This is a genomic window from Bacillus sp. B-jedd, from assembly GCF_000821085.1.
In the GTDB taxonomy this organism is placed as follows: domain Bacteria; phylum Bacillota; class Bacilli; order Bacillales; family Cytobacillaceae; genus Bacillus_D.
Map to the genome: position 1 here is coordinate 3,383,838 of NZ_CCXR01000001.1, position 20,838 is coordinate 3,404,675.

General features: G+C 44.8%; 14 protein-coding genes. All 14 read right to left on the reverse strand.

The window, feature by feature from the left end; translation table 11 throughout:
- Positions 1 to 15: 15 nt before the first annotated feature.
- Positions 16 to 2,244, reverse strand: coding sequence for an alpha-galactosidase (locus BN1002_RS16775; protein ID WP_048826683.1), 2,229 nt, complete (start codon positions 2,242 to 2,244; stop codon positions 16 to 18).
- 72 nt (positions 2,245 to 2,316) lie between these two features.
- Positions 2,317 to 5,337, reverse strand: coding sequence for a beta-galactosidase, LacZ type (locus BN1002_RS16780; RefSeq protein ID WP_048826684.1), 3,021 nt, complete (start codon positions 5,335 to 5,337; stop codon positions 2,317 to 2,319).
- A gap of 29 nt (positions 5,338 to 5,366) precedes the next feature.
- Entirely contained in the window at positions 5,367 to 6,191 is an 825-nt protein-coding gene (locus BN1002_RS16785) for a carbohydrate ABC transporter permease (protein ID WP_048826685.1), read from the reverse strand.
- The gene (locus BN1002_RS16790) at positions 6,184 to 7,035 is read right to left on the reverse strand and encodes a carbohydrate ABC transporter permease (protein ID WP_231575114.1); all 852 of its coding nucleotides are present in this window, start codon (positions 7,033 to 7,035) and stop codon (positions 6,184 to 6,186) included. The genes BN1002_RS16785 and BN1002_RS16790 overlap by 8 nt, the downstream gene beginning before the upstream one ends.
- Positions 7,036 to 7,334: 299 nt before the next feature.
- Positions 7,335 to 8,618, reverse strand: coding sequence for an ABC transporter substrate-binding protein (locus BN1002_RS16795; protein WP_048826687.1), 1,284 nt, complete (start codon positions 8,616 to 8,618; stop codon positions 7,335 to 7,337).
- 334 nt (positions 8,619 to 8,952) lie between these two features.
- Complete coding sequence (locus tag BN1002_RS16800; protein WP_048826688.1) at positions 8,953 to 10,746, reverse strand: cache domain-containing sensor histidine kinase; 1,794 nt, start codon at positions 10,744 to 10,746, stop codon at positions 8,953 to 8,955.
- A 13-nt stretch (positions 10,747 to 10,759) separates the two neighbouring features.
- Complete coding sequence (locus BN1002_RS16805; RefSeq protein WP_048826689.1) at positions 10,760 to 12,346, reverse strand: response regulator transcription factor; 1,587 nt, start codon at positions 12,344 to 12,346, stop codon at positions 10,760 to 10,762.
- 430 nt (positions 12,347 to 12,776) lie between these two features.
- Entirely contained in the window at positions 12,777 to 13,769 is a 993-nt protein-coding gene (gene lacD / locus BN1002_RS16810; protein WP_048826690.1) for a tagatose-bisphosphate aldolase, read from the reverse strand.
- A 43-nt stretch (positions 13,770 to 13,812) separates the two neighbouring features.
- Positions 13,813 to 14,988 (reverse strand): AgaS family sugar isomerase, encoded by a 1,176-nt coding sequence (gene agaS, locus BN1002_RS16815; RefSeq protein ID WP_048826691.1) that lies wholly within the window; start codon positions 14,986 to 14,988, stop codon positions 13,813 to 13,815.
- A 15-nt stretch (positions 14,989 to 15,003) separates the two neighbouring features.
- The gene (locus tag BN1002_RS16820; protein ID WP_048828016.1) at positions 15,004 to 15,915 is read right to left on the reverse strand and encodes an ROK family protein; all 912 of its coding nucleotides are present in this window, start codon (positions 15,913 to 15,915) and stop codon (positions 15,004 to 15,006) included.
- A gap of 7 nt (positions 15,916 to 15,922) precedes the next feature.
- Positions 15,923 to 17,665, reverse strand: coding sequence for a glycoside hydrolase family 35 protein (locus BN1002_RS16825; RefSeq protein WP_048826692.1), 1,743 nt, complete (start codon positions 17,663 to 17,665; stop codon positions 15,923 to 15,925).
- Between the two features lie 52 nt (positions 17,666 to 17,717).
- Positions 17,718 to 18,539: a carbohydrate ABC transporter permease gene (locus BN1002_RS16830; protein ID WP_048826693.1), complete on the reverse strand. Its 822-nt coding sequence runs from the start codon at positions 18,537 to 18,539 to the stop codon at positions 17,718 to 17,720.
- 13 nt (positions 18,540 to 18,552) lie between these two features.
- Complete coding sequence (locus tag BN1002_RS16835; RefSeq protein ID WP_442853398.1) at positions 18,553 to 19,479, reverse strand: carbohydrate ABC transporter permease; 927 nt, start codon at positions 19,477 to 19,479, stop codon at positions 18,553 to 18,555.
- A gap of 87 nt (positions 19,480 to 19,566) precedes the next feature.
- Entirely contained in the window at positions 19,567 to 20,838 is a 1,272-nt protein-coding gene (locus tag BN1002_RS16840; protein ID WP_048826694.1) for an ABC transporter substrate-binding protein, read from the reverse strand.

Here is a 20,838-nt window from a genome sequence, read left to right on the forward strand (position 1 = left end):
AGGCACCTTTATCTCTCAATCCATCATACGTTTCAGATGAAAAACAAGAGATTGGAAGTCACCTCCGCGTTCGGCAAACAGGCTGTTGACTCCATTAAATTCAGTTGGCAAGATAAGTCCTACTTGCATCAGTTCATCGCCGTAATAAGTTCGGCCATTAACTGTGTAGACGAATTCTTCATTTAAACCGCACAATTTAAGTGTCTGGTGTTTCGGGCCGTTCGGGGTTGCCAGAACTTTATAATAGCCAATCAATGCCTCAGATTTGTCCTCACTTACAACCATCCAGGCGGTTACGTTGCTTTCGAACGGGTCCAATAAACGGTAAAATACTCCGTCTCGGATTAGTGCGCGCTGCCGTTTATAAAAGGCAACCTGCTTCTTGATTTCATCCCGTTCTTCATCAGTCATTTTTAACGGGTCGAGTTCATAGCCAAATGTTCCGAAATAGGCGGTATTAGCCCTTGTCGAAAGTGGTGTCGTCCGTAATGTCTGATGGTTCGGAACAGCAGATACATGGGAGCCAATGCTGTAGATAGGATAGGCAAATGATGTTCCGTACTGGATTTTCAACCGTTCAACAGCATCAGTATCATCGCTGGCCCACGCTTGAGGCGCATAATACATCATTCCCGGATCAAAGCGGCCGCCCCCGCCTGCACACGATTCAAACAAGACATCAGAAAACCTCGTAGTCAGCCGCTTATATAAGTCATAAACCCCTAATATGTAACGATGAAAAAATTCTCCTTGCCTGTCCTGAGCCAGTTTTGACGAGAATGCTTCAGTAATGTTCCGGTTCATGTCCCACTTAATATAAGAAAGTCCAGTCTGTTCAATGATTTCAGACATTTTCCCAAAAATATAATCCACAATCTCCCGCCTTGAAAAATCAAGAACAAGCTGATTGCGGCCAAGCGTGCGAGGCTGCCCTTCGATGCCGACAGCCCAATCAGGATGTTCCTCGAACAAGTCACTGACAGGTGAAATCATTTCCGGCTCAAACCAGAGCCCGAATTTCATTCCGGTTTCGTTAATCTTTTTAGCCAGGCTTTCAATCCCGTTCGGTAGCTTATTGAGATCAACATGCCAGTCACCAAGTGAGGTCGTATCATTGTTCCTCTTCCCGAACCATCCATCGTCAAGGACAAACAGCTCAATCCCTAACTCACGCGCAGATTTTGCGATGTTGACAAGCTTTTCCTCATCAAAATCAAAATACGTTGCTTCCCAGTTGTTAATGAGAATTGGCCGGGTATCAGTGCGCCATTTTTTCGGAATCAGATTCCTCTGGTACAAACGATGGAAAGCCTGGCTCATCCCATTCAGCCCTTCCTCGGAATAGACCATCACGACTTCAGGTGACTGGAAGGATTCACCCGCTTGAAGATTCCACTGAAAGCCAAACGGATGAATACCCGCGGTCAGTCTCGTATTTTCATAGTGGTCCACTTCAACTTGCATGAGGAAATTGGAGCTGTAGACAAAGTTGAAACCGTAAACCTCTCCATGATGCTCGGTTGCGTCCATTCTCTTCAGTGCCAGAAATGGATTGTGATGGTGCGAGCTTGCTCCCCGGATACTTGAAATCGACTGAATGCCAGCCTCGAGGTCCCGGACTTTCACATGTCGCTCGCGGGACCACGTTCCAGCCAGGTGAACCATGTGAAAGTCCTTGTCAGGAAAATCGATCGAAGCACTCATCAACCGATCAATCGTCAACTGGTTACGACCGTGATTTGTCAGGGCAGCATTCCTCGTGATGACAGGAAGATCAGCAAATATCGTATAAGTCAGTGTGAGCTCTGCATCCAGACCTGTATCTTTCAAAACAACTATTAAAGTCATGGCATCTTCTGGACAATCGACATACGTTGCCGGCAACCCCTCTAGCAAAGGCTTCCCTTCCAGCAAACGATGCGTTTCATAGCGGAAATCGGGAATGAAGTTTTGATCCGGCTTGCTAAGCAAAAGGGCCGGTTCCCTGAAATCGGAACTCCCGTACACGGGAAACTCCTGCCTGACTGTTTCCAGGCTGAACGCAGGATCATCAGCGTAGAGGTGGCAGCTTGCAGCCGTCGGGACATCATACGTCTGCAGATGGGAAAAATTGTTGCGATTCCGAAGTGCTTTTCCGTAATAAAGATGGCCGAGCTGCCCATTTTTCATAACATGAAAGATGTAACTAACTTTTCCGTTTGTTAAGTGAAACTGTTTAGTATCTTGATTGATATGTATATGCACGAAACATCACCTTTTTTGGCTAATTTTTGGCAAAAGAGCCCCTAAAGAAGTTCAGGGACTCTTTCTTCACTATTACACTCGTTGAATCTTAAATTCAAATTCCAGATTTTCATTGGCATCTATTAGATGCTCATCGTGAACTGGCGCGCCCCAAGAATCGTCGCCGCCAACCCCCATTTGCTTGCCGGCCACGGTAATGACTGTATAGTGGACGTCCGGAAGCTCGTAATGATGCTGGGCATTTTCAAGTTCGAATGCAGTATAGGGTGAGAAGTTGCAATCAAGCGGTTCGGATACAGATGTAATCTTGATTCCTCGACCAATCTTATTGGTGACCTCCACCCAGCGTACCCCAGTCCTATTACCGGATTCTTGGGGCTTTAGGTATGCAGATACATTTTCCTGAACTGTATTTTCAAAAATACAAAGGCGAGCGCCTTTTGCCCGATCAGAGTAATTCTCATCTGGACCCATTGCATACCATTTTAGCTGGTCGTAATCGGCTGGAACTTTGAAGGATAGTCCGAATAAGGGCATTTGCGGCAAGCCGGCTGCTCCTTTGTAGGAATGCTTCACGCCTACACTGCCATCTGCATAGACGGTATAGACAGTCTGTACTTCAATTTCCTGGTTGATTGAGAATTTGTAAGAAAACGCAACTTTGACACGGTCTTTTTCTTCCACTAGGTCAACAACTGTATGTCTGCGGGCAAGGCTTGCTGCGAGCCAGGGGCCAGAATGGTAGCTTTGTCCAAAACCGCGGTCGTTGTCTGTTGTCGCGCGCCAGAACAATGGAAATGGCGGGAACGAAATCATTTCACGGCCCGCATAGTTCAACGAGACAAGCGTCCCTGCTTGTTTCGAGAACAAAATAGAAAAGTCAGATCCATGGACACCAATATTTACGTCCCCTTTTACGACTCGGAGCTCTCCTTGGACAGCAACAGGTTCTGCATTCGCAACCCGGAAAATATGCTGACCGAACGCAGTCTCGTGTCCGGCTTCTGCCCAGAGCGTGCGACCCTTCAGTTTTAGCGATGCCTGGATGACGTATTCACCAGCAGACACCTCTTCAGGAAGCTGATGCTCAATGAATGCTTCTCCTTGCGGGGCAATTGAGACATCAAATTGCTTCCTATTTAATTCAACCCCTTCACGGAACACGCAAACTTCAAGGAAATATTCCTTTCCATCCGAGAACAAGCTTTTATTCTTGATCCGGGTGCCCCTCTTTTCAGGGAAGAGCTTGAAGTCTTGGTAAAGAAATTTAACTTCTTGGATTTTTGGTGATTCCTCACGGGTTGCATAAACAATCCCGTTCGTACAGAAACCGTAGTCGGTCGGCCTGTCGTCAAAGTCGCCTCCATAGGCCAAAAACTCATTTCCGTAGCGATCTTTTTTGACGAGTGACTGGTCGATAAAATCCCAAATGAAGCCCCCCTGGTACATAGGATACTTATTTTCCAACTCAGTATATTTGTACATGCCGCCGACAGAGTTGCCCATCGCGTGCATATACTCACAGGAGATGTAAGGCTTCTGTGGATTATCATTCAAATATTCCTCTATATCGGCCGGCTTGGCGTACATCCGGCTTTCCATATCGCTTGTCTCGTCGTATTCGCGAGCATGAAAGACGCCTTCATAATGGACGAGGCGGCTAGAATCCTTTGATTTAAAATACTGCGAAGCTTTTAGAATTACCTCACCTGCATACGATTCATTGCCACAAGACCAGATCAGGATAGATGGATGGTTTTTATCGCGTTCATACATGGAGATTGCTCGGTCGAGAACAATATCTTGCCACTCCGCTTTGTTACCAGGGATGTTCCAGGACGGTTCAACGGCCCCCATCTTCTGCCATGACCCATGGGTTTCAAGATTCATTTCATCAATTACATAAATCCCATATTCATCACAAAGCTCATACCAGTAGCTCTGATTCGGATAATGAGACGTCCTTACTGCATTGATGTTGTTACGCTTTAATGTCTTTATGTCCCAAAGCATATCGTCCTTTGTAACCGTGCGGCCCGTGCGGTAGTTCCACTCATGCCGGTTGACACCTTTGAAGACAATCCTTTCTCCATTAAGCTGCATGATTTTATTGGCAAGCTCGAAACGTCTGAAGCCCACTTTTTGAGGGACAACCTCAAAAAGCTTGCCCTCCCTGTTGTAAACCTTAAAAAACACCTGATAGAGATACGGCTTTTCGGCACTCCAAAGCGAAGGCTCTTCGACATCAATCGAAAGGACTGCCTTGTCACCATCAATCCGTGCATCTGCCGAACCAATGAGAGTGCCAGCAGCGTCAACCAACTCCGCATGAACTCTGCCTTCAGTTGGACACAGCAGCGTTAAAGCGGCTGACAATGTGCCTTTTTTGAAAGAAGCATCCAGCTCTGCCCGGAGGTCAGCATCAAAGATGTGTAGCTCAGGGACTGTGTAAAGGTAGACATCCCTGAATATTCCTGAGAAGCGCCAGAAGTCCTGGTCTTCGAGCCAGCTGCCTGTAGAGCGCTGGTATACTTCGACGGCGAGTTTGTTTTCACCTTCCTTCAAATAAGGAGTGAGTTCAAAGTCGGCAGGTGTGAATGAATCCTCGCTATAACCAACGAATTGGCCATTTAGCCAGACATAAAATGCTGATTCAACTCCCTGGAAGGAAATGAACAGCGGCCCTTCCTCAAATCCTGCCGGGATATTGAAATATTTCACATAGCAGCCTACAGGGTTTTTGTCCTGTGGGAGTTCGGGCGGACGGATGCTTGCCTCGCCGTCCCAGGGGTACATTGTGTTGACATATTGTGGCTGTCCATAGCCCTGGAGCTGGATATGGCCAGGGACGGTGATACTGCCCCAGCCGCCGCAGTTGAATTCAGGCTTATAGAAATCTGCCGGGCGGTTATCAGTATTTACAGAGTAAGAAAACTTCCAGGTGCCGTTTAGGCTGTGTCTCATCGACATAGGCGCTCCGCTCCGCGCTTCTTCCATTGTTGTGTAATAGAAATGGTCGGAATGGGCCGGCAAACGGTTGACCTTAAATGTATTCAAGTCTGTAAGCCAGCTTGTGCTCGGATTTTCTCGCATGATTGTATCTCCTTTTCAAGTATCGTTGATTATTTGACAGACCCCATCATACCTGCGACAAAATGCTTCTGCATAACGAAGAAGATAAGTGCAGTTGGGAGTGTTGCGATGACAATAGCCGTAAAAATAACGCCATAGTCAGGTGCATAGCTTGAACCAAGGTTTGATATCAATAGCGGAATCGTCATGTTTTCAGGCGACTGCAGGACAACGAGCGGCCATAGATAGCTGTTCCAGCTCGCCATGAACGTGATAATTGCCGCAGCTGCATACGTTGTTTTCATCGTCGGGATATAAATCCGGAAGAAAATGCCCAACTCGCTCAGGCCGTCGATTCGGCCAGCTTCGAGGATTTCCTTTGGAAACATTTTTGTGTTTTGCCTGAAAAAGAAAATCAGGAACGCAGTCGTCATCGTTGGTAAAATGACCGCTGCAGTCGTATCAATCCCAATTGCCGGGAGGGTCTGCGAAAGATCGGCAAACATCCTGAATAAAGGTACCATCAAGGCCGCAAATGGAATCATCATCGACAAAAGCAGGACGGTGAACAGCATATCCTTTGATTTGCTTCTGAATATTTCAAAGCCATAGCCTGCAAGCGAAGCAATCAGCATCGCCAAAATGGTAGTCAGAATTGATATTTTCGCTGAATTCATCAATGCCGGTACTAGATCGATCGTCTCAAGGAGCTTTCTGAAGTTGTCCACCAAATGGCTTCCAGGCAGCAATTTCCCCTGCGTAACATCTGATGATTTATTCGTAGAGCTCACAACCATCCATAAAAACGGGAAAATGGACACAAGGGACGCGATAATCAGGACGGTATACGCTGATACTTTTTTTAGACTAGTCATTTTTATCACCTGCCACTTTAAACTGGATGATTGAGAAGATGACAATCATGATGACGATTGCATAGGAAACAGTCGCGGCATACCCGAAGTCAGGTGTGTATTTGAACGATAAATTGTAAATATACTGCGAAATGGTCATCGTTGCATTCCCAGGTCCGCCGGCTGTAATATTCATAACTTCGTCAAATAGCTGCAGCGTACCGATTGTTGATGTGATAGATGTAAATAGAATGATTGGCTTCAGAAGCGGCACAGTAATTTTTGTAAATTGCTGGAATGCTGAAGCCCCATCAATTTTTGCTGCTTCGTAAATGGATTGGTCGATATTTTGCAGGGAGGACAAGTAGAATATCAAGTTATAGCCTGTCCAGCGCCATGTTATCGCAAGAATAATGGTGACCTTTGCCCAGAAAGGATCGGTCAGCCACTCGATTGGCGCGGTAATTAGAGATAGTTTCATTAGCATGATGTTAATCAGGCCATCCTGGCCGAACATGTATTTAAAAATAACCGAGTAAGCAACTAGCGATGTCACAGCAGGCAGAAAGATTGCCGTCCTGAACAAGCCTTTGAATTTGATAGACTTGCTGTTTAGCAGGACCGACAGAATAAGTGCAAGGATAATCATCAAAGGAACCTGGATAATCAAGTAAATGACCGTGTTCTTCACGGTGGTAAGGAACACAGGGTCCTTAAATAACCTTGCATAATTTTCCAGGCCAACCCAGCTTAGGTTTCTCCCAGTGCCGGATTGGAAGGACAATAGCAGTGCATGAAGCATCGGATAAAAATAAAATACAATGATCATGACAGCGGCCAGAATGACAAAGGACCAACCGATCATTTTATTCTTAAAACGAAGATTCAGGCCGTGCTTTTGTTCAGGTGCCTTATGGGGCTTTGCGGTGCTAAGCTGATGGCCAGGATTTTCAAGCATTACGTTCCCATCCCCTTCGTGGTAGCTTTCGTATGTGAATAGCAAACGGCTACATTATTTTCGAGTTTAGTCGTTTCATCCTGCTAATGTGCTGGCCAGGATTTTTGGATTGAAAGAAAAGCCTTGGGTCAGCCTATCAACCAATCAGGTTAGTGTACCCAACAGGATCAGCCGGCGTTTTCCCAAGGCTTGCTTGTTTTTCAAAATTACTTAATTTGTGCTTCAGCTTGCGCCTGGGCATCTGCCAGAGCTTTATCGATGTCCTTGCCCTTCACATAGTTCTGCAATTCAACCGCCAGAATATCTTCAATCGCATATGTGTGTAGGCCATAGTTTACTTGCGGGATTTGCTCCGTCCAGGCAGCAAAGTCGGAAACGAGTGTTTGTCCGCTAAAGAACTCATCAGCTGCTTTGTATTGTTCACCTTCTGCAGCCGGCTTGTATGTGCCGATCGCGCCGATTTCTTTGTTCAAGGTCTGGTAGAAGTCAGAATTCGAGCCGAATGTCTTTTTCAGGAATTCCGCAGCTTTTTCTTTTCCATCAATATTGAGGACATACCAGGAACTGCCGCCAAGATTGGATGCATTGACCGACTTAGGCTGGTTTTGGCGCGGCATGGACACGACAGTCCATTTGCCTGCCTGGGATGCTTCCGCTTTAACGGATGGAGTAATCCAGTTTCCAGTTGGAACAGTTGCAACATCGCCGCTGTTAAAGCCGCCTACAAATTGGCTCCAGTCAGATACCGGCTTGATGAGGTCTGCATCGAGCATCGCTTTATACGTTTCGAATGCTTCTTTCAATGCTGCATTGCCTTTGAGGTCAGGAGTCTTGCCATCTTCTTTCAGGTACCAGGAACCGCTTGTCTGGATCATCATGCGGATCAGGCCAAGATCTTTCGGATCCTGGGTCAACATAGGCTTTCCAGTTGCTTCTTTTACTTTTTTGCCAACTTCGATGTATTTGTTCCAATCGATATCTTTTATGTCGTCGACTTTGTAGCCTGCTTTTTCAAGATAGTCGGTCCGGAAGTAAAGGCCGGCTACCCCTGTGTCGAAAGGTACGCCATAGTTTTTGCCGTCAAGGCTGGTTGGCGGAATTTTATAATCTGCAAAATCATCTGCGTTAATCACATCTGTTAGTTCATAGAACATATCGGGATATGCCTGCAAGAAACTTTGTGCACGGTAGTCTTCAATCAGAACGATGTTAGGCAGACCTTTTGTCGTTCCGGAGCTGAGGCTGGTATTCAATTTTTGGATGATGTCGGCTTGAGCATTTTCAACTATTTTCACATTAAGCTTAGAATCTGCCTTCTTGTATTCTTCTTTTGCAAGTTCTAGGGCTTTAATATTAAAGTTTGGATCCCAGGCCCAAATTGTGATATCTTTCGTATCCTTGCTGCCTGATGACCCATTTGTCTTTGAGCCGGATGAGCATGCTGAAAGGATCAGAATACTCACCAGGAACAGCGCAAGCATCTTTTTCATGAATTTACCCCCAGTAAATTGATTTTTTGTAAGCGTTATCGCTTACATATAAATGTTAGCATTTGAATTAGCCAGGCTGTTAGAACGATATTTTTATGTATTTGTATTATTTTTTGAAGATTGTATCCGCTTACAAGTCAGACTTGTGATTATTTTTGGAATTTGGATTATCTTTAGGTTGAAAGGGAAATTTTTGTTTCCAAAAAACAATACCGTTGTATACTGCTCCCGTGATTTCGTTTTCTTCTAGGATGAAGTTCAACTTGAATAGTATTTAAAAAAGCCGGCCGGCTGGTTTAGCATTTGGCTCGTTTCAGCGGGCTGGCTTCTTCTATTATTTGCTTGTGGCTGTCGTGTTGTCATGTCCATTTTCGGCAGGCATTGTGATTCGGACTTTTGTTCCTTCCCCGGGAGTGCTTGAGATGGACACGCCGTAGTCTTCCCCGTAAATCAACTGGATGCGCTCATGGACGTTTTTTACGCCAATACCTGAAAAAAGCTGTTGTTTTCTTTTTGTAGCGGGCAGTTTACCATCCCGGACATCTTCAATCCCATCCCCGTTATCAACAATCTCACAAATCAATATGCCCGTGTCCTTCCAAATCATCACATGAATATTTCCTTCCGCTTTATGAGTGAATGCATGAAAAAAGGAGTTCTCGATGAACGGCTGCAGGACAAGCTTTGGAATTTTGCAAAGCGCGCAATCCTGGCTGATAAAATAGTTCACCCTTATCCGGTCGCCGTACCGTTTCTGATTGATAAGGACGTAATGCTTAAGGTTTTCGATTTCCTCGGAGACCGTGATTGTCTCGCTGACATTGCCGAGTGTATTTTGCAGGAGGGAAATAAACGCATTCATCGTCTTTTCAGTTTCCTCGATGTCGCCCTGCCTGACCATGAATTTGATTGAAGTCAATGTGTTGTAGAGGAAGTGTGGATTAATCTGCTGCTGCAACGCGGCCAGTTCCGCGGTGCGTTGCTGCCTCTGTGCCTCGATAAGTTGGTCGACATATTCATGTAATTCCTCGAACATGGCGTTGAATGCTTTTGCCACTTCCCTCGTCTCCAGTGTGCCGGTGACTTCAATTGGCTTATCGAAATCATGCTTTGGCGCATTGGCGATCTGGTCGACGAGCTTCGTCAGGGAATTGGTCATTTCTTTCGTCCCCAAAATGACGACAATAAGGGCAATGAGAAAGATCGCACCGCTAATCAGCACAATCGCCTTTTTGTCAATGACGTTATCGACTGCTGTTTTTTTATCAAGGACATTGAACAGATACATGTCGAAAGACGAAAGATATTCCATAAGAATAATCTGTTCTTTGCCAAGAAAATCCTCGACAAGATATCCATCCTTGGAAACACTTAACTTTTCCGCAAAAGAACGGAAATTCGACTCTGTTTTGCCAATCATACCTGATTGGTTGCTTGATAGAATAGTCCCTCCGCTGTCCACGATGAAAATATTGCTGCCTGCGGTCGTGTAGGGTGCATACATTTCACGGAATTCCAGTTCATTCAAGCCGAAATACATGGCGCCGTATACTTCACCGTTGATTCGGTCCATCAGAGCAAGCGACGCGACAACATAATGCTGCCTCGCCCCCTTCTCATCAGTCCTAACATCAGCATGGTAGAGGAGGCGTCTTGGATGCTTGAAGCTTTTGTCTGTTATAGGGCTTTCAAATAGCTCCTCATCCGTAATCGGCCAGTATGTCCGGTCCGTCGTATGGCCAATACCATTCCGCCCCATGACGAAAATGCTGACATCATAGTTATCAAGATTGTTCCTGACCTGCTTGAGTTGCTGGGACATATTGAAATACGTGTTCATTTTTTCATAATTGCTTAGTTCACCTGTCAGACCTTCCTTGATGGTTCGGCTGAGCAGCAAATTTTGCGAGGCATTGACAATATCACTATTGAACCCTTCAAAGCTTTCCCTCATCTGGGCAATCACTTTGGAATTCGTGATGCTGAATTTCTTTATAAAAAAGTCTTCAGACATTTTGATAGTAGTAAGCGTAATCGAACTTGAAACCGTGACAATCATGACAAAAGTAAATAGGAACAGCTTCGTAAACATTCCCTGTTTCTCGAACCGCTCCCGAATGAATTTCATGTTGGATCATCCCTCACCTGGCAAGGTATTTCCGCTTATATTGGCTCGGTGAAACACCCTTTATTTTTTTGAATACCTTGCAAAAATAGCTATGATCGGAATAACCAACCTTTTCACTGATTTCCGAAATCTGCTCATTGCCGACGGCCAATAACTTGACCGCTTCCTCAATCCGGACTTTATTCAAGTATTCAGTGAAGCTTTCATTGTTGTGCGCGGAGAAAAGGCTCGATAAATAAGATGGATTAAAATGGAAGTGAGCAGCAACATTTGTAAGTGTTAATGGCTCCTGATAATGCCCTATAATATACTGGCGGATGCTCTTTATGTTATTCGATGAAGCAGCCTGCGGAGCGGTTCCGAGGCTTTTGCTCACCACTTCAAGGAAACGGTCGAGCAGCCCCAGCACATGATCAGCTGTAGGGGCCTGGTCAATCAGCTTCAAATACTGATATTTTGCCTGGTCGAGGCCCTTTACTTCGCAACCCATATTGCTTAGGATAATCGCGGTATTAAAGATCGTGTTGCTGAAAAAAGCCTTGAATTCAAAGATATCAGTTGCAAAACATTCGCGTAAAACAGCGGCGTGCTGGTTTAAAAACATAAATGCAGGCGCGAACTCCCGCTTCCTCAATTCTGCAGTGAAAACATCCATGTTGAACTCCGGCGGTTCAGGGACTGTTCTTTCCAGAATCTCCGGAGTCAACACGACCAACTCTGGAAAATAAAAATGCAGGCTGAGCAGTCTGTCCAATTCTTCACGATGCGCCCCGCCTTGCGTAACAAGATCAATAAAATAATTGCCAACTGCCGCATAAACAGGCGCTGAATTTGTACTCTGCGGAGCAGCAACCTGGTTATTATTTGTTGCCGTGCTATTTTTGGTAGCGGAATTGACAGAGTCTACGATGGCCTTCCAGTCATGATTCGTGTTGATGAAAAAGTTAACGGCCCCGTGGCTGCCTGGAATCCGGCTGATGATGCTGCTGCCAAGAGCGCTTTTCAGGGATTCCTCAAGTTTCTGAACAGTCTCTGAAGAGAACTCGCCGCCATCACCCTTTTTGAATGCGGCCAGGCAATAGCCATTAAACGGCAGCAAAAACGAAAGCGCCGGATCATCCTGGTCCACTTTGTAACCGGAAAATACTTTGCTGATGACATCCCCAATCGATAGCTTTCCATCAGGCTGTTTCTTCATTTTGCCCGAAGATTCAATCCGGCCAGCCGCCTTCCGCAATACTTCAATCAGCACGGGGCCATCTAGCTCCGGCTTTAAAATATAATCAACTACCCCGTGCTGGAAAGTGGAGCGGACGTAATCGAAATCGCCAAAACTGCTGAGGATTATCACCTCAATATCCGGATTCCGCTTCTTGGCGAATTTCGTCAGCTCTTCCCCGTCCATAATAGGCATGACAATGTCTGTCAAAATAATATGCGGCTTAGCTCCCTCCATTAAATCAAGCGCTTCACGACCATTCCCCGCCTCAGCAACAATCTCAAACCCTTCTTTTTCCCAATCTATATAATGCTTAATTCCCTGGCGGATGAGCATCTCATCATCAACAATCATCACCCGGTAACGTCCATCATTCCCCATAGACATCCCCTTCCCGCTCCGATTCGATATTCACTACTATTGTAAACCAGCACATTCCGTTTCTCTATAACATTTATAACAACAAACGACATCACCTATTAAACTGAACATGTCAATAAGGAGAAATTTTGGATTTTGCAGAAGACTATGTTAACCTTGATTGTTGATTTCCACTCCGGGGACATGCTTTCCGCGGGGCGGACCGTGGAGCCTCCTCGGCGTCTATGACGCCTGTGGGGTCTCCACGTGCCGCTGCATCCCGCCGGAGTCAGTCCCCTCCGTTCCAATCAACTTCTTGAAAATCAACACTCACCTTTAACTGAGTTTTTACAAAGAAAGAAAAAAGGGGACAGCTCCACCACTTCATTCAAGACTCGAATGAAGCAACAGAACTGTCCCCTGCATAAATATTTTGAGGTTAAAGTTGACTTTATTTTTCTGAAATTTTATTGTGCCACGAGCTGGCTGTTTCTTTTAGGACAGCGTTCAGTTCCTGGATGTTTTTCCTGCCTGTGTCTTTTAACCAATCACGGCCGGCTTGTTCTCCTTTTTCTGCAAATGGCGCTACACCATCTTTCCAGGTTGCCCGTCCGCATAGTACTCCATTAAAGGTTGAACCTGAATTCTTCGCGAATCTCAACGTTTCCTGGAATAGTTCGGCACTGACTCCGGCACTTAAAAAAATGAAAGGCAGCCCGGTTGCTTCACTTTGTTCTTTGAAAAAGCCTGCAGCTTCTTCCTTTGAATAAACACTCTCACCATCATTGTACCCTTCAACATATTTCATGTTCACCGGTACTTCTACCTTTAATACATCGACGTTGTACTGTGGTTTAGAGAATTCCTTCATAGCCTCAATGACCTTATGCGGCTTAGCTTGTGCATAAGCTTTGCTTTTCACATCATCATTTTTCGCATCATAGGTGACGATTTCAAGGAAGAATGGAATGTCTTCGGCGACACATTCGGAGCCAACGCGTTCCATATACACATGCTTTTGTTCGTTAATACTATTGTCTTCATCGCAGTCATAATAGAGGAGAAATTTAACTGCATCAGCGCCTGCTTCCTTCAACCGTTTAACCGACCACTCTGGCAGTAAATCAGGCAGCCGGCCTACGGCTGTTGCATCATAACCGGTTTTCTCATAGGCAACCAATAGACCAGCATCCTCGTGCCTAGCCCGTGCTGCCGGCAGGCCGTACTCCGGATCAAGCAGAATTGACGTTGCATAAGGGGTCAATTCTTCTGACACAATCTCCTTAAAGCGGATAATCCCTTCATCGCCAACGTTTGCCGCGCTTCCTGAAGCAATCATTTTCTTCAGGGAGCCCCTCTGATCAATCGCTAATGCGCCAATAATGCCATTTTCGTCAGATAATCGCTTTAAAGCATTTATTTTATTTGTTGTAAGTTTTAACATTGTTTACACCTCTCCAGTCTTCATTCTGCCGTTCCCGATGCCATCAACTCTCTGGATTGTATGCATGGATTGTTACACCCTTCACTACACGGTTGACCGTCCCGGTAGGAGAAGGTGTATCTGGTTTGTTGCCGACCTTTACGGATGCCATCAAGGAAACGGCTTGCGCGAACATGACATAAGGCAATGCCAGGTAGGCATCGGGAACTGTTTTAAATTCGTTTTCAAATTTGAACGTGTTCCCCCCATAATTCATGCTGCCGTCCACTTGAATGCCACAAACATATTTTGCTATATTGTCATGCTGCAATTCTTCCAAAATATCTAAATCGTATTGACGGGTATAAGGTTGATTAGACACAAACACGAACACCAGCGATTTTTCATTTACAAAGGATTTTGGGCCATGCCTGAAGCCCATTGAGGAATCAAACGCAGTGACAACCTGTCCCGCTGTCAACTCCAAAACTTTTAGTTGAGCTTCCCTTGTCAGTCCCTCTAAAGAGCCTGATCCAAGGTAAATAATCCGATCAAAATCAAGATCAATGATTTGTTGGATATCCTTCTCTTTGTTAATAACACTTTCACCCATTTGGCGGATCTTTTGAACTAGAGCAGCCTTTTCCTCCAGCACCAGCGGATCGAAAACGAGTAAAGCGGTAAGAGCCATGCAGGAATAGCTTCCCGTCATCGCAAACCCTTGATCATTCGATTTTTCAGGCATCAAGAGCAACAGATTGTTTCCGTCTCCCTTGGCCCGTTTCGCAAGCTCCCCATCCTTGGCACATGTAATGGTTAATTGATAGAGGTCCGAAACCAATTGTTCGGACAATTCCACCGCTGCCACACTTTCAGGGCTATTGCCACTCCTGGCAAAAGAAACGAGAAGAGTTGGAATATCAGCTTTTAAATATTGATAAGGATTGGATACTAATGATGTAGTGGGCACACAATGCAAATCCCACTTTTTTTCATTGATTGCCCCTTTCAAAAAGGGAGTAACCGTTTCACCCACATAGGCGGACGTACCTGCCCCTGTAAAAATCAATCTGATCCGGTCATGCTTATCTTCAATCTTTTGTAAAAACGACTGGATTTCTTCCCTTTTCTCTTCAAACAAAAAATAGGTCTCTTTCCATAGGTCAGGCTGCTGTTTAATTTCCGCCGCTGTAATTGACGCGCCTAATGATTCCAATAGTTCTTGGCTGCTCGCAAACATTTGGGTCACTCCTTTTCAGTTACCGGTAATTTCAAACACTCTTAATCCCGCACCAACTACTCCGTTATCCTGCCGAAGCGTGCTGATGCTCATATGCTCTAAAATGTGGTGCTGTTCAGGGATTTGGTATGCTTTAAGCCTTTCTTTGACTAAATCCAGCAGGAAGGGATTATGGACAATCACGCTGCCGCCGAACACCATTTTATGGGGATCGACGAGGCATGAAATAGCATAAAGACCTTGCGCCAGGGCGTTTGCAGTTTCATCGATAATCGGTTTGTATTCTTGCCCGCCTTCCAAATATCCTCTAAAAACCTCTGCAGTGGACAGCCCATCCCTTTTCAACGATTTTTCGGCATATCTCTGAATCGCTGGACCGGCAGCCAGCTTCTCCAATCTTTTGTTTTCATTATGTACGGCTTCAGAGAGCACAGGTATTAACCCAATCTCTCCTGCAAAACCGGCTCCCCTGAAAAATGAGCCGTTATGAATAATCGAACAGGAAATCCCTGTACTAATGGTCACATAAACAAAAGTTTCGTCCTTACATCCCCCGGCAGCCTTCCATTCAGCGAATGCCGCCGTATAAACATCATTGTCAATCGTAATCGGTTTAGGCCCAAACTTTTCTTGGAGCCGGCTGGCAATCGGAAACTGTGTCCATGGCAGGTTATTCTGAAAAACGGCTATTCCACGCTCCCTGTCCACCTTGCCTGGTACTCCGGCACCAATGCCTTCAATGTCCACGATCGAAAGGGATGATTTCTCCAAGACTAGTTCCACAGCTTCTACAACTCTGGTAAACATCTTTTCCTTATCGGAGGAATCACTCCTCACCTCCGACCGGAAGAGCAGCTCACCTGTTTCGGCAACAATCCCTGCCGCAACCTTTGTTCCGCCGATGTCTATGCCAATCGCCTTTTTCATTTTCCGGTTATCCAAGATCATGCGTATCAACCAATTGAATTTCCGGTTTTGCCGTACCGTGCAATTCAAAAATAACAATCTCATTGCTTCCTTTTTTCAGCAATGGACCTGGTACGTACAATGTTTTCTGCGGGCCTATTTCCCAGTACCTTCCGATATTAAAACCGTTAATGAAAACAACGCCCTTTGTCCATTCAGGCAGGTCAATAAATGTATCGCCAATTTCCTCTATTTCCACTGTCCCTCGGTAAAAAGCAGGCGTTTGACCCGGGATTGGCTTTTCTGTATACTCCACAAGCTCGACCGTATCTAAAGGCAGGCAATAGATTTCCCAATGAAACTGGAATTGCCTTCCGACTCTGACTCCTTCTGTAATACCTTTTGGATCCATCATTAAAGGCCCGTAGTTGATTCGCCCCATGTTTTCTACGAGAATATCAAGCTGGATTCCCTCAATTGGAACTTCGATGTCGAGAGTATGATTCTTCCAGCGGTCAATCACACCGTGATAGTTGCCATTTACAAACACAATCGCCCGGTCCCTTACTTCCTGAATGGTGAGCGGAACTGTTTCAAGCGGTCCTCTGACAGTTGTCCTGTACAAGATAAACCCATAATCCTGGCCCAGCTTTTCCATCGTTTCCGGATGTGTTTTGTAAACTGGCTGGCTTATTTTTTTGACTATATCAAAAAGCTTTGCAGTTTCTTTCATTTGGACAGTGCCGTAGTTCATTTTTGGAATAGGTGCCGGCAAAACTAATTCACCAATCTCCTTATGCTTCGCAATAACTTCCCTGACCGCATAAAACTTGGGCGTCAATTCACCTGTCTCACTTAGCGGGCAATCATAGTCATAGCTTGTAACGGTAGGAGCATATTCCTCGTCATAATTCGCCCCATTATAAAAACCAAAATTGGTGCCGCCGTGGAACATATAAAAATTGACATGCGCGCCATCTTCCAGCATTTCAGAAAATGTGTCAGCGGCATCCTGTGGATCTCTTGTATGGTGCTTTTCGCCCCAGTGGTCGAACCAGCCATTCCAATATTCCATACAGATGTTTGGGGTATTGGGACGATACTCCTGCAGCTTCGGGAAGTACTTCTTCGGATTTGATCCGAAATTCACGGTCGCCAATACATTTTCAATCGTTCCTCCAAGCAAACACGCATCAGTAGGGCCATCCGATGTGAACAGCAGTACATCGATCCCCCTGGAAACCATTGAATTTTTGAGATATTCCAAATAGGATTTATCGTTTCCGTAACTTCCGTATTCATTTTCAACCTGCATGGCTATGATCGGGCCGCCATTCGTTTCCAGCAAAGGCTTCAGCCTTTCCAGCAGTACATCAAAGTATCGGTCTACCTTTTCCAGGAATGGCTCGTATGAGGATCGAATCCTCATATTGCGATCGGCCAACAGCCAGGCAGGCAATCCGCCGAACTCCCACTCCGCGCATATATAAGGACTTGGCCTCACAATGACATACAGGCCAATACGTTCCGCAATCCGGATGAATTCTTCTATGTTGGCAAGGCCAGCAAAGTTGAATTGTCCTTCCTTTGGCTCATGAAGGTTCCATGGAATATAGGTTTCCACGCAATTAAACCCGCAAGCTTTAAGCTTTAATAATCTATCTTCCCAATACTCTGGTACTACCCTAAAATAATGGATTGCGCCGGAGATTAATTGAAACGGCTGATTGTCCATTAGCAACTGATCTCCATGCACCGTTAATTTGCCCATTTTTTGTCCTCCCGTTCGATGCTGTTTTCATCTATTTTTCACTGCGGGACCGCTAGTCTTTTACTGCCCCGGCTGCTATATTCGAAATAAATTGTCTGCTTCCAATTAAAAACAGGATAACTAATGGCAGGGTGCCCAACAATGTGCCCGTCATAACAACAGCGTAATTTGTTGCATGCAGACCTGTTAAATTGGATAGCGCGACCATCAATGTATATTTAGAAGGATCATTTAATATAATCAGCGGCCACAAGTAGTCGTTCCATGCGCCCATAAAATTAAAGATCCCCAGGAAAGCCAATGCTGGTTTCAGGATTGGCAGTGCGATACTCCAATAAATGCGGAACATGCCACATCCGTCGATTCTGGCGGCATTCAGCAAGTCATCATGGATGGCTCCTTCGGCATACTGCTTGATCCAAAAGATCCCAAACGCACTGACAAGCCCCGGAATAATCAGTGCCTTATAACTGTCGATCCAGCCAAAGTTCTGCATCATGACAAACATTGGGATCAAACTGAGCTGAGCGGGAATCATCATCGTTACAATCGTAAAGATAAACAGAAACTTTTTGCCCGGAAAATGGAACTTCGCAAATACAAACCCTGCCAGTGAGCTTAAGAACAATACCATTACAGTTGATACCGTTGCGACAAACACAGTATTAAGCATCGACTCGAAAAAATTCACTTCAGCAAACACCTGTTGCACATTCGATAAGAACTTATCTCCCAGAGTCCATTTCGGCGGGAATGAATACGCAGCGCTTGAATCATTCGTTGATAGTACTAATAGCCAATAGAACGGAAAGATTGACAGGAGAACACCAGCTAATAAGCTTACATGCAAAAGAATGGTTTTTAATTTAGACAAGTACTATCACCCCTTATTGCTTTCTTTGGAGTACTAGATAATTGAAAAGCGAGAACAGCATAATGATGATAAACAAGCCGATTGCAATGGCTGATCCGTATCCATACAGATTTTTCTCGAAAGCCTGCTGGTAAAGATACAAAACAATCGTCATCCCGCCGCCGCCTGGCCCTCCGGAATTCCCAACAAGGATTTGCGGTTCGGCGAATATTTGCATTCCGCCAATTGTTGACGTGATCACAACGAAAATCATCACTGGTTTTAATAGGGGGATCGTTATTTTCCTGAAGATCTGGAAGGTACTTGCCCCATCCATTCGGGCAGCTTCATATAATTCGGTATTGATATTTTGCAGGCCTGCCAGAAAAATGATGGCGTTATAGCCCGTCCACCGCCATATAACCATCGCCGCTATCGCAATCTTGACTCCCCAAAAGTCCGAATGCCAATTGATCGGCGGAAGCCCGGCCAAGGAAAACACATAATTGATCAATCCATAATTCGGAGAGAATATGACGCCGAAAATGATCGCTACAGCTACTATTGCTGTAACGTTGGGTAGGAAATATAACGTTTTGTACATCGTGCTGAATTTAACAAAAGCCGAATTCAATAAGAACGCAATGACCAAGGCCAAAATAACCATTGGGATCGTTGAGATAACCCAAATGATCAACGTGTTGGAAATCGACTTCCAAAACATTGGATCCTTTATTAAAAAGTCAAAATTCCTAAGCCCGATAAATTCGATTTCACCAATACCATCCCAGCTGGATAAGGCAAGATAAAATGAAAAAAGTATGGGATAGACGCCAAAAATAAAAAACAGGATAAAGAAGGGAGAAATGAACAAATAAGCCCCTTTATTCTTTTTCATTTCTTTCCACGTTTCTGCAAAAGTTCGTTTGTGTGTTGTTTTTGACATTTCGATCTTAATCACCGCCCTATTTCCCATCAAGTTACGCTTAAACGCAGTATGTCATTTTTATATGGGCAGAAGGGGGATCACTCCCCCTTCCGAGACTCATTAAATGCTTAAGTTTCTCTTTATCATTTCAAGGGCATCTTTCCATGCCTTTTCAGGGTCTTTATCTTGAGTAGCGACTAAATTCAATTCATCTAAAAAGGCTAATAATACAATCGATTCCTTTGATCCTTTGTATGCTTCCTTAACATTCTTGGCTGATTCAACAAAGATTTCAGTTGTGTTCTGCCCGCCAAAGAATTCCTCTTCATGGGAAATCTCTTTACTGTTAAGCGCGTCATTATGGGAAGGGAATAAGCTTAAGTCTTTATACGATGTAATTTGGTTTTCAGCATTGTTAATAAATTTCGCTATTTCCACGCTTTCTTTTTGGTTCTTGGAAGAACTTAAAACCCCGAGGAAAGACCCACCGTCATTTCCATCGCCAAGAGGGGATCTTGCTACTTTCCATAATCCGGATGTGCCAGGAGTCGTATCGATGATAATGTCCTTAGCCCAGACAGGTCCGTCATACCCGGCGACTTTATTGTTGTTGATGGCAGCATTCCATTCCTGGTCCTGCGCGACAATATTATCCGCGACAAGTCCCTTTTCGTTCAATTCTACTACTTGATTCCAGATCTCTTTAATATGCTTCTGGTCGCCAATGAACTTGTCCTCACTATCAAAAAAGCGCTTATCCAGTTTATTTAAGTAATTGCTGAATTCGTCACCCATTGATGAAACCGCATAGGCATTTCCCTTTTCTTTCAATTGTGTCAGGACATTCAGATAGCCATCCCACGTCTGCATTTTTTCAGATAGCTCTTCAGGAGAATTAGCTATGCCAGCCTTTTTGAAAATATCTTCGCGATAGAAGAAACCTGTTGGCGCAGTATCAACCGGCAGGGCAATCATGCTCTTTCCATCACCGGTAACGGCTTGTCCAATCTTCCAGGCAGGATATTGGCTTTCCAGCTCTTTACCGCCATGATCATATATATTTACGAATTTATCAGAGTACGGCAATAACTCGGATACCCAAACGTTTAGCAATACTAAATCAGGAGAGTCGTTGGTATTTTTGGAACGAAGAAGTGTCATAAGCTTTGTTTTGTAATCTTTTCCCGGAGGTAATTTTTTTGCGACGAATTCAACATTCGGAAACTCATCCTTCACTTTTTCCAAAACCTTTTCGTCAAGCCCCCGATTCCAATACCACAAGGTAATTTTCTTATCACCCTTCGAATTCGAGCTGGCTTTATCAGCATTCCCGCAGGCTGCCAGTGAAAAAATCAAAATCCCTACTACCAATAAACTAATTAGCTTTTTCAT

Bases quoted from the DNA above. Each gene is read 5' to 3' on its own strand.
- BN1002_RS16780 (WP_048826684.1), bottom strand. From the start codon at position 5,337: ATGCGAGAAAATCCGAGCACAAGCTGGCTTACAGACTTGAATACATTT.
- BN1002_RS16785 (WP_048826685.1), bottom strand. From the start codon at position 6,191: ATGACTAGTCTAAAAAAAGTATCAGCGTATACCGTCCTGATTATCGCG.
- BN1002_RS16790 (WP_231575114.1), bottom strand. From the start codon at position 7,035: ATGATCGGTTGGTCCTTTGTCATTCTGGCCGCTGTCATGATCATTGTA.
- BN1002_RS16795 (WP_048826687.1), bottom strand. From the start codon at position 8,618: ATGAAAAAGATGCTTGCGCTGTTCCTGGTGAGTATTCTGATCCTTTCA.
- BN1002_RS16800 (WP_048826688.1), bottom strand. From the start codon at position 10,746: ATGAAATTCATTCGGGAGCGGTTCGAGAAACAGGGAATGTTTACGAAG.
- BN1002_RS16805 (WP_048826689.1), bottom strand. From the start codon at position 12,346: ATGGGGAATGATGGACGTTACCGGGTGATGATTGTTGATGATGAGATG.
- lacD (WP_048826690.1), bottom strand. From the start codon at position 13,769: ATGTTAAAACTTACAACAAATAAAATAAATGCTTTAAAGCGATTATCT.
- agaS (WP_048826691.1), bottom strand. From the start codon at position 14,988: ATGTTTGCGAGCAGCCAAGAACTATTGGAATCATTAGGCGCGTCAATT.
- BN1002_RS16820 (WP_048828016.1), bottom strand. From the start codon at position 15,915: ATGAAAAAGGCGATTGGCATAGACATCGGCGGAACAAAGGTTGCGGCA.
- BN1002_RS16825 (WP_048826692.1), bottom strand. From the start codon at position 17,665: ATGGGCAAATTAACGGTGCATGGAGATCAGTTGCTAATGGACAATCAG.
- BN1002_RS16840 (WP_048826694.1), bottom strand. From the start codon at position 20,838: ATGAAAAAGCTAATTAGTTTATTGGTAGTAGGGATTTTGATTTTTTCA.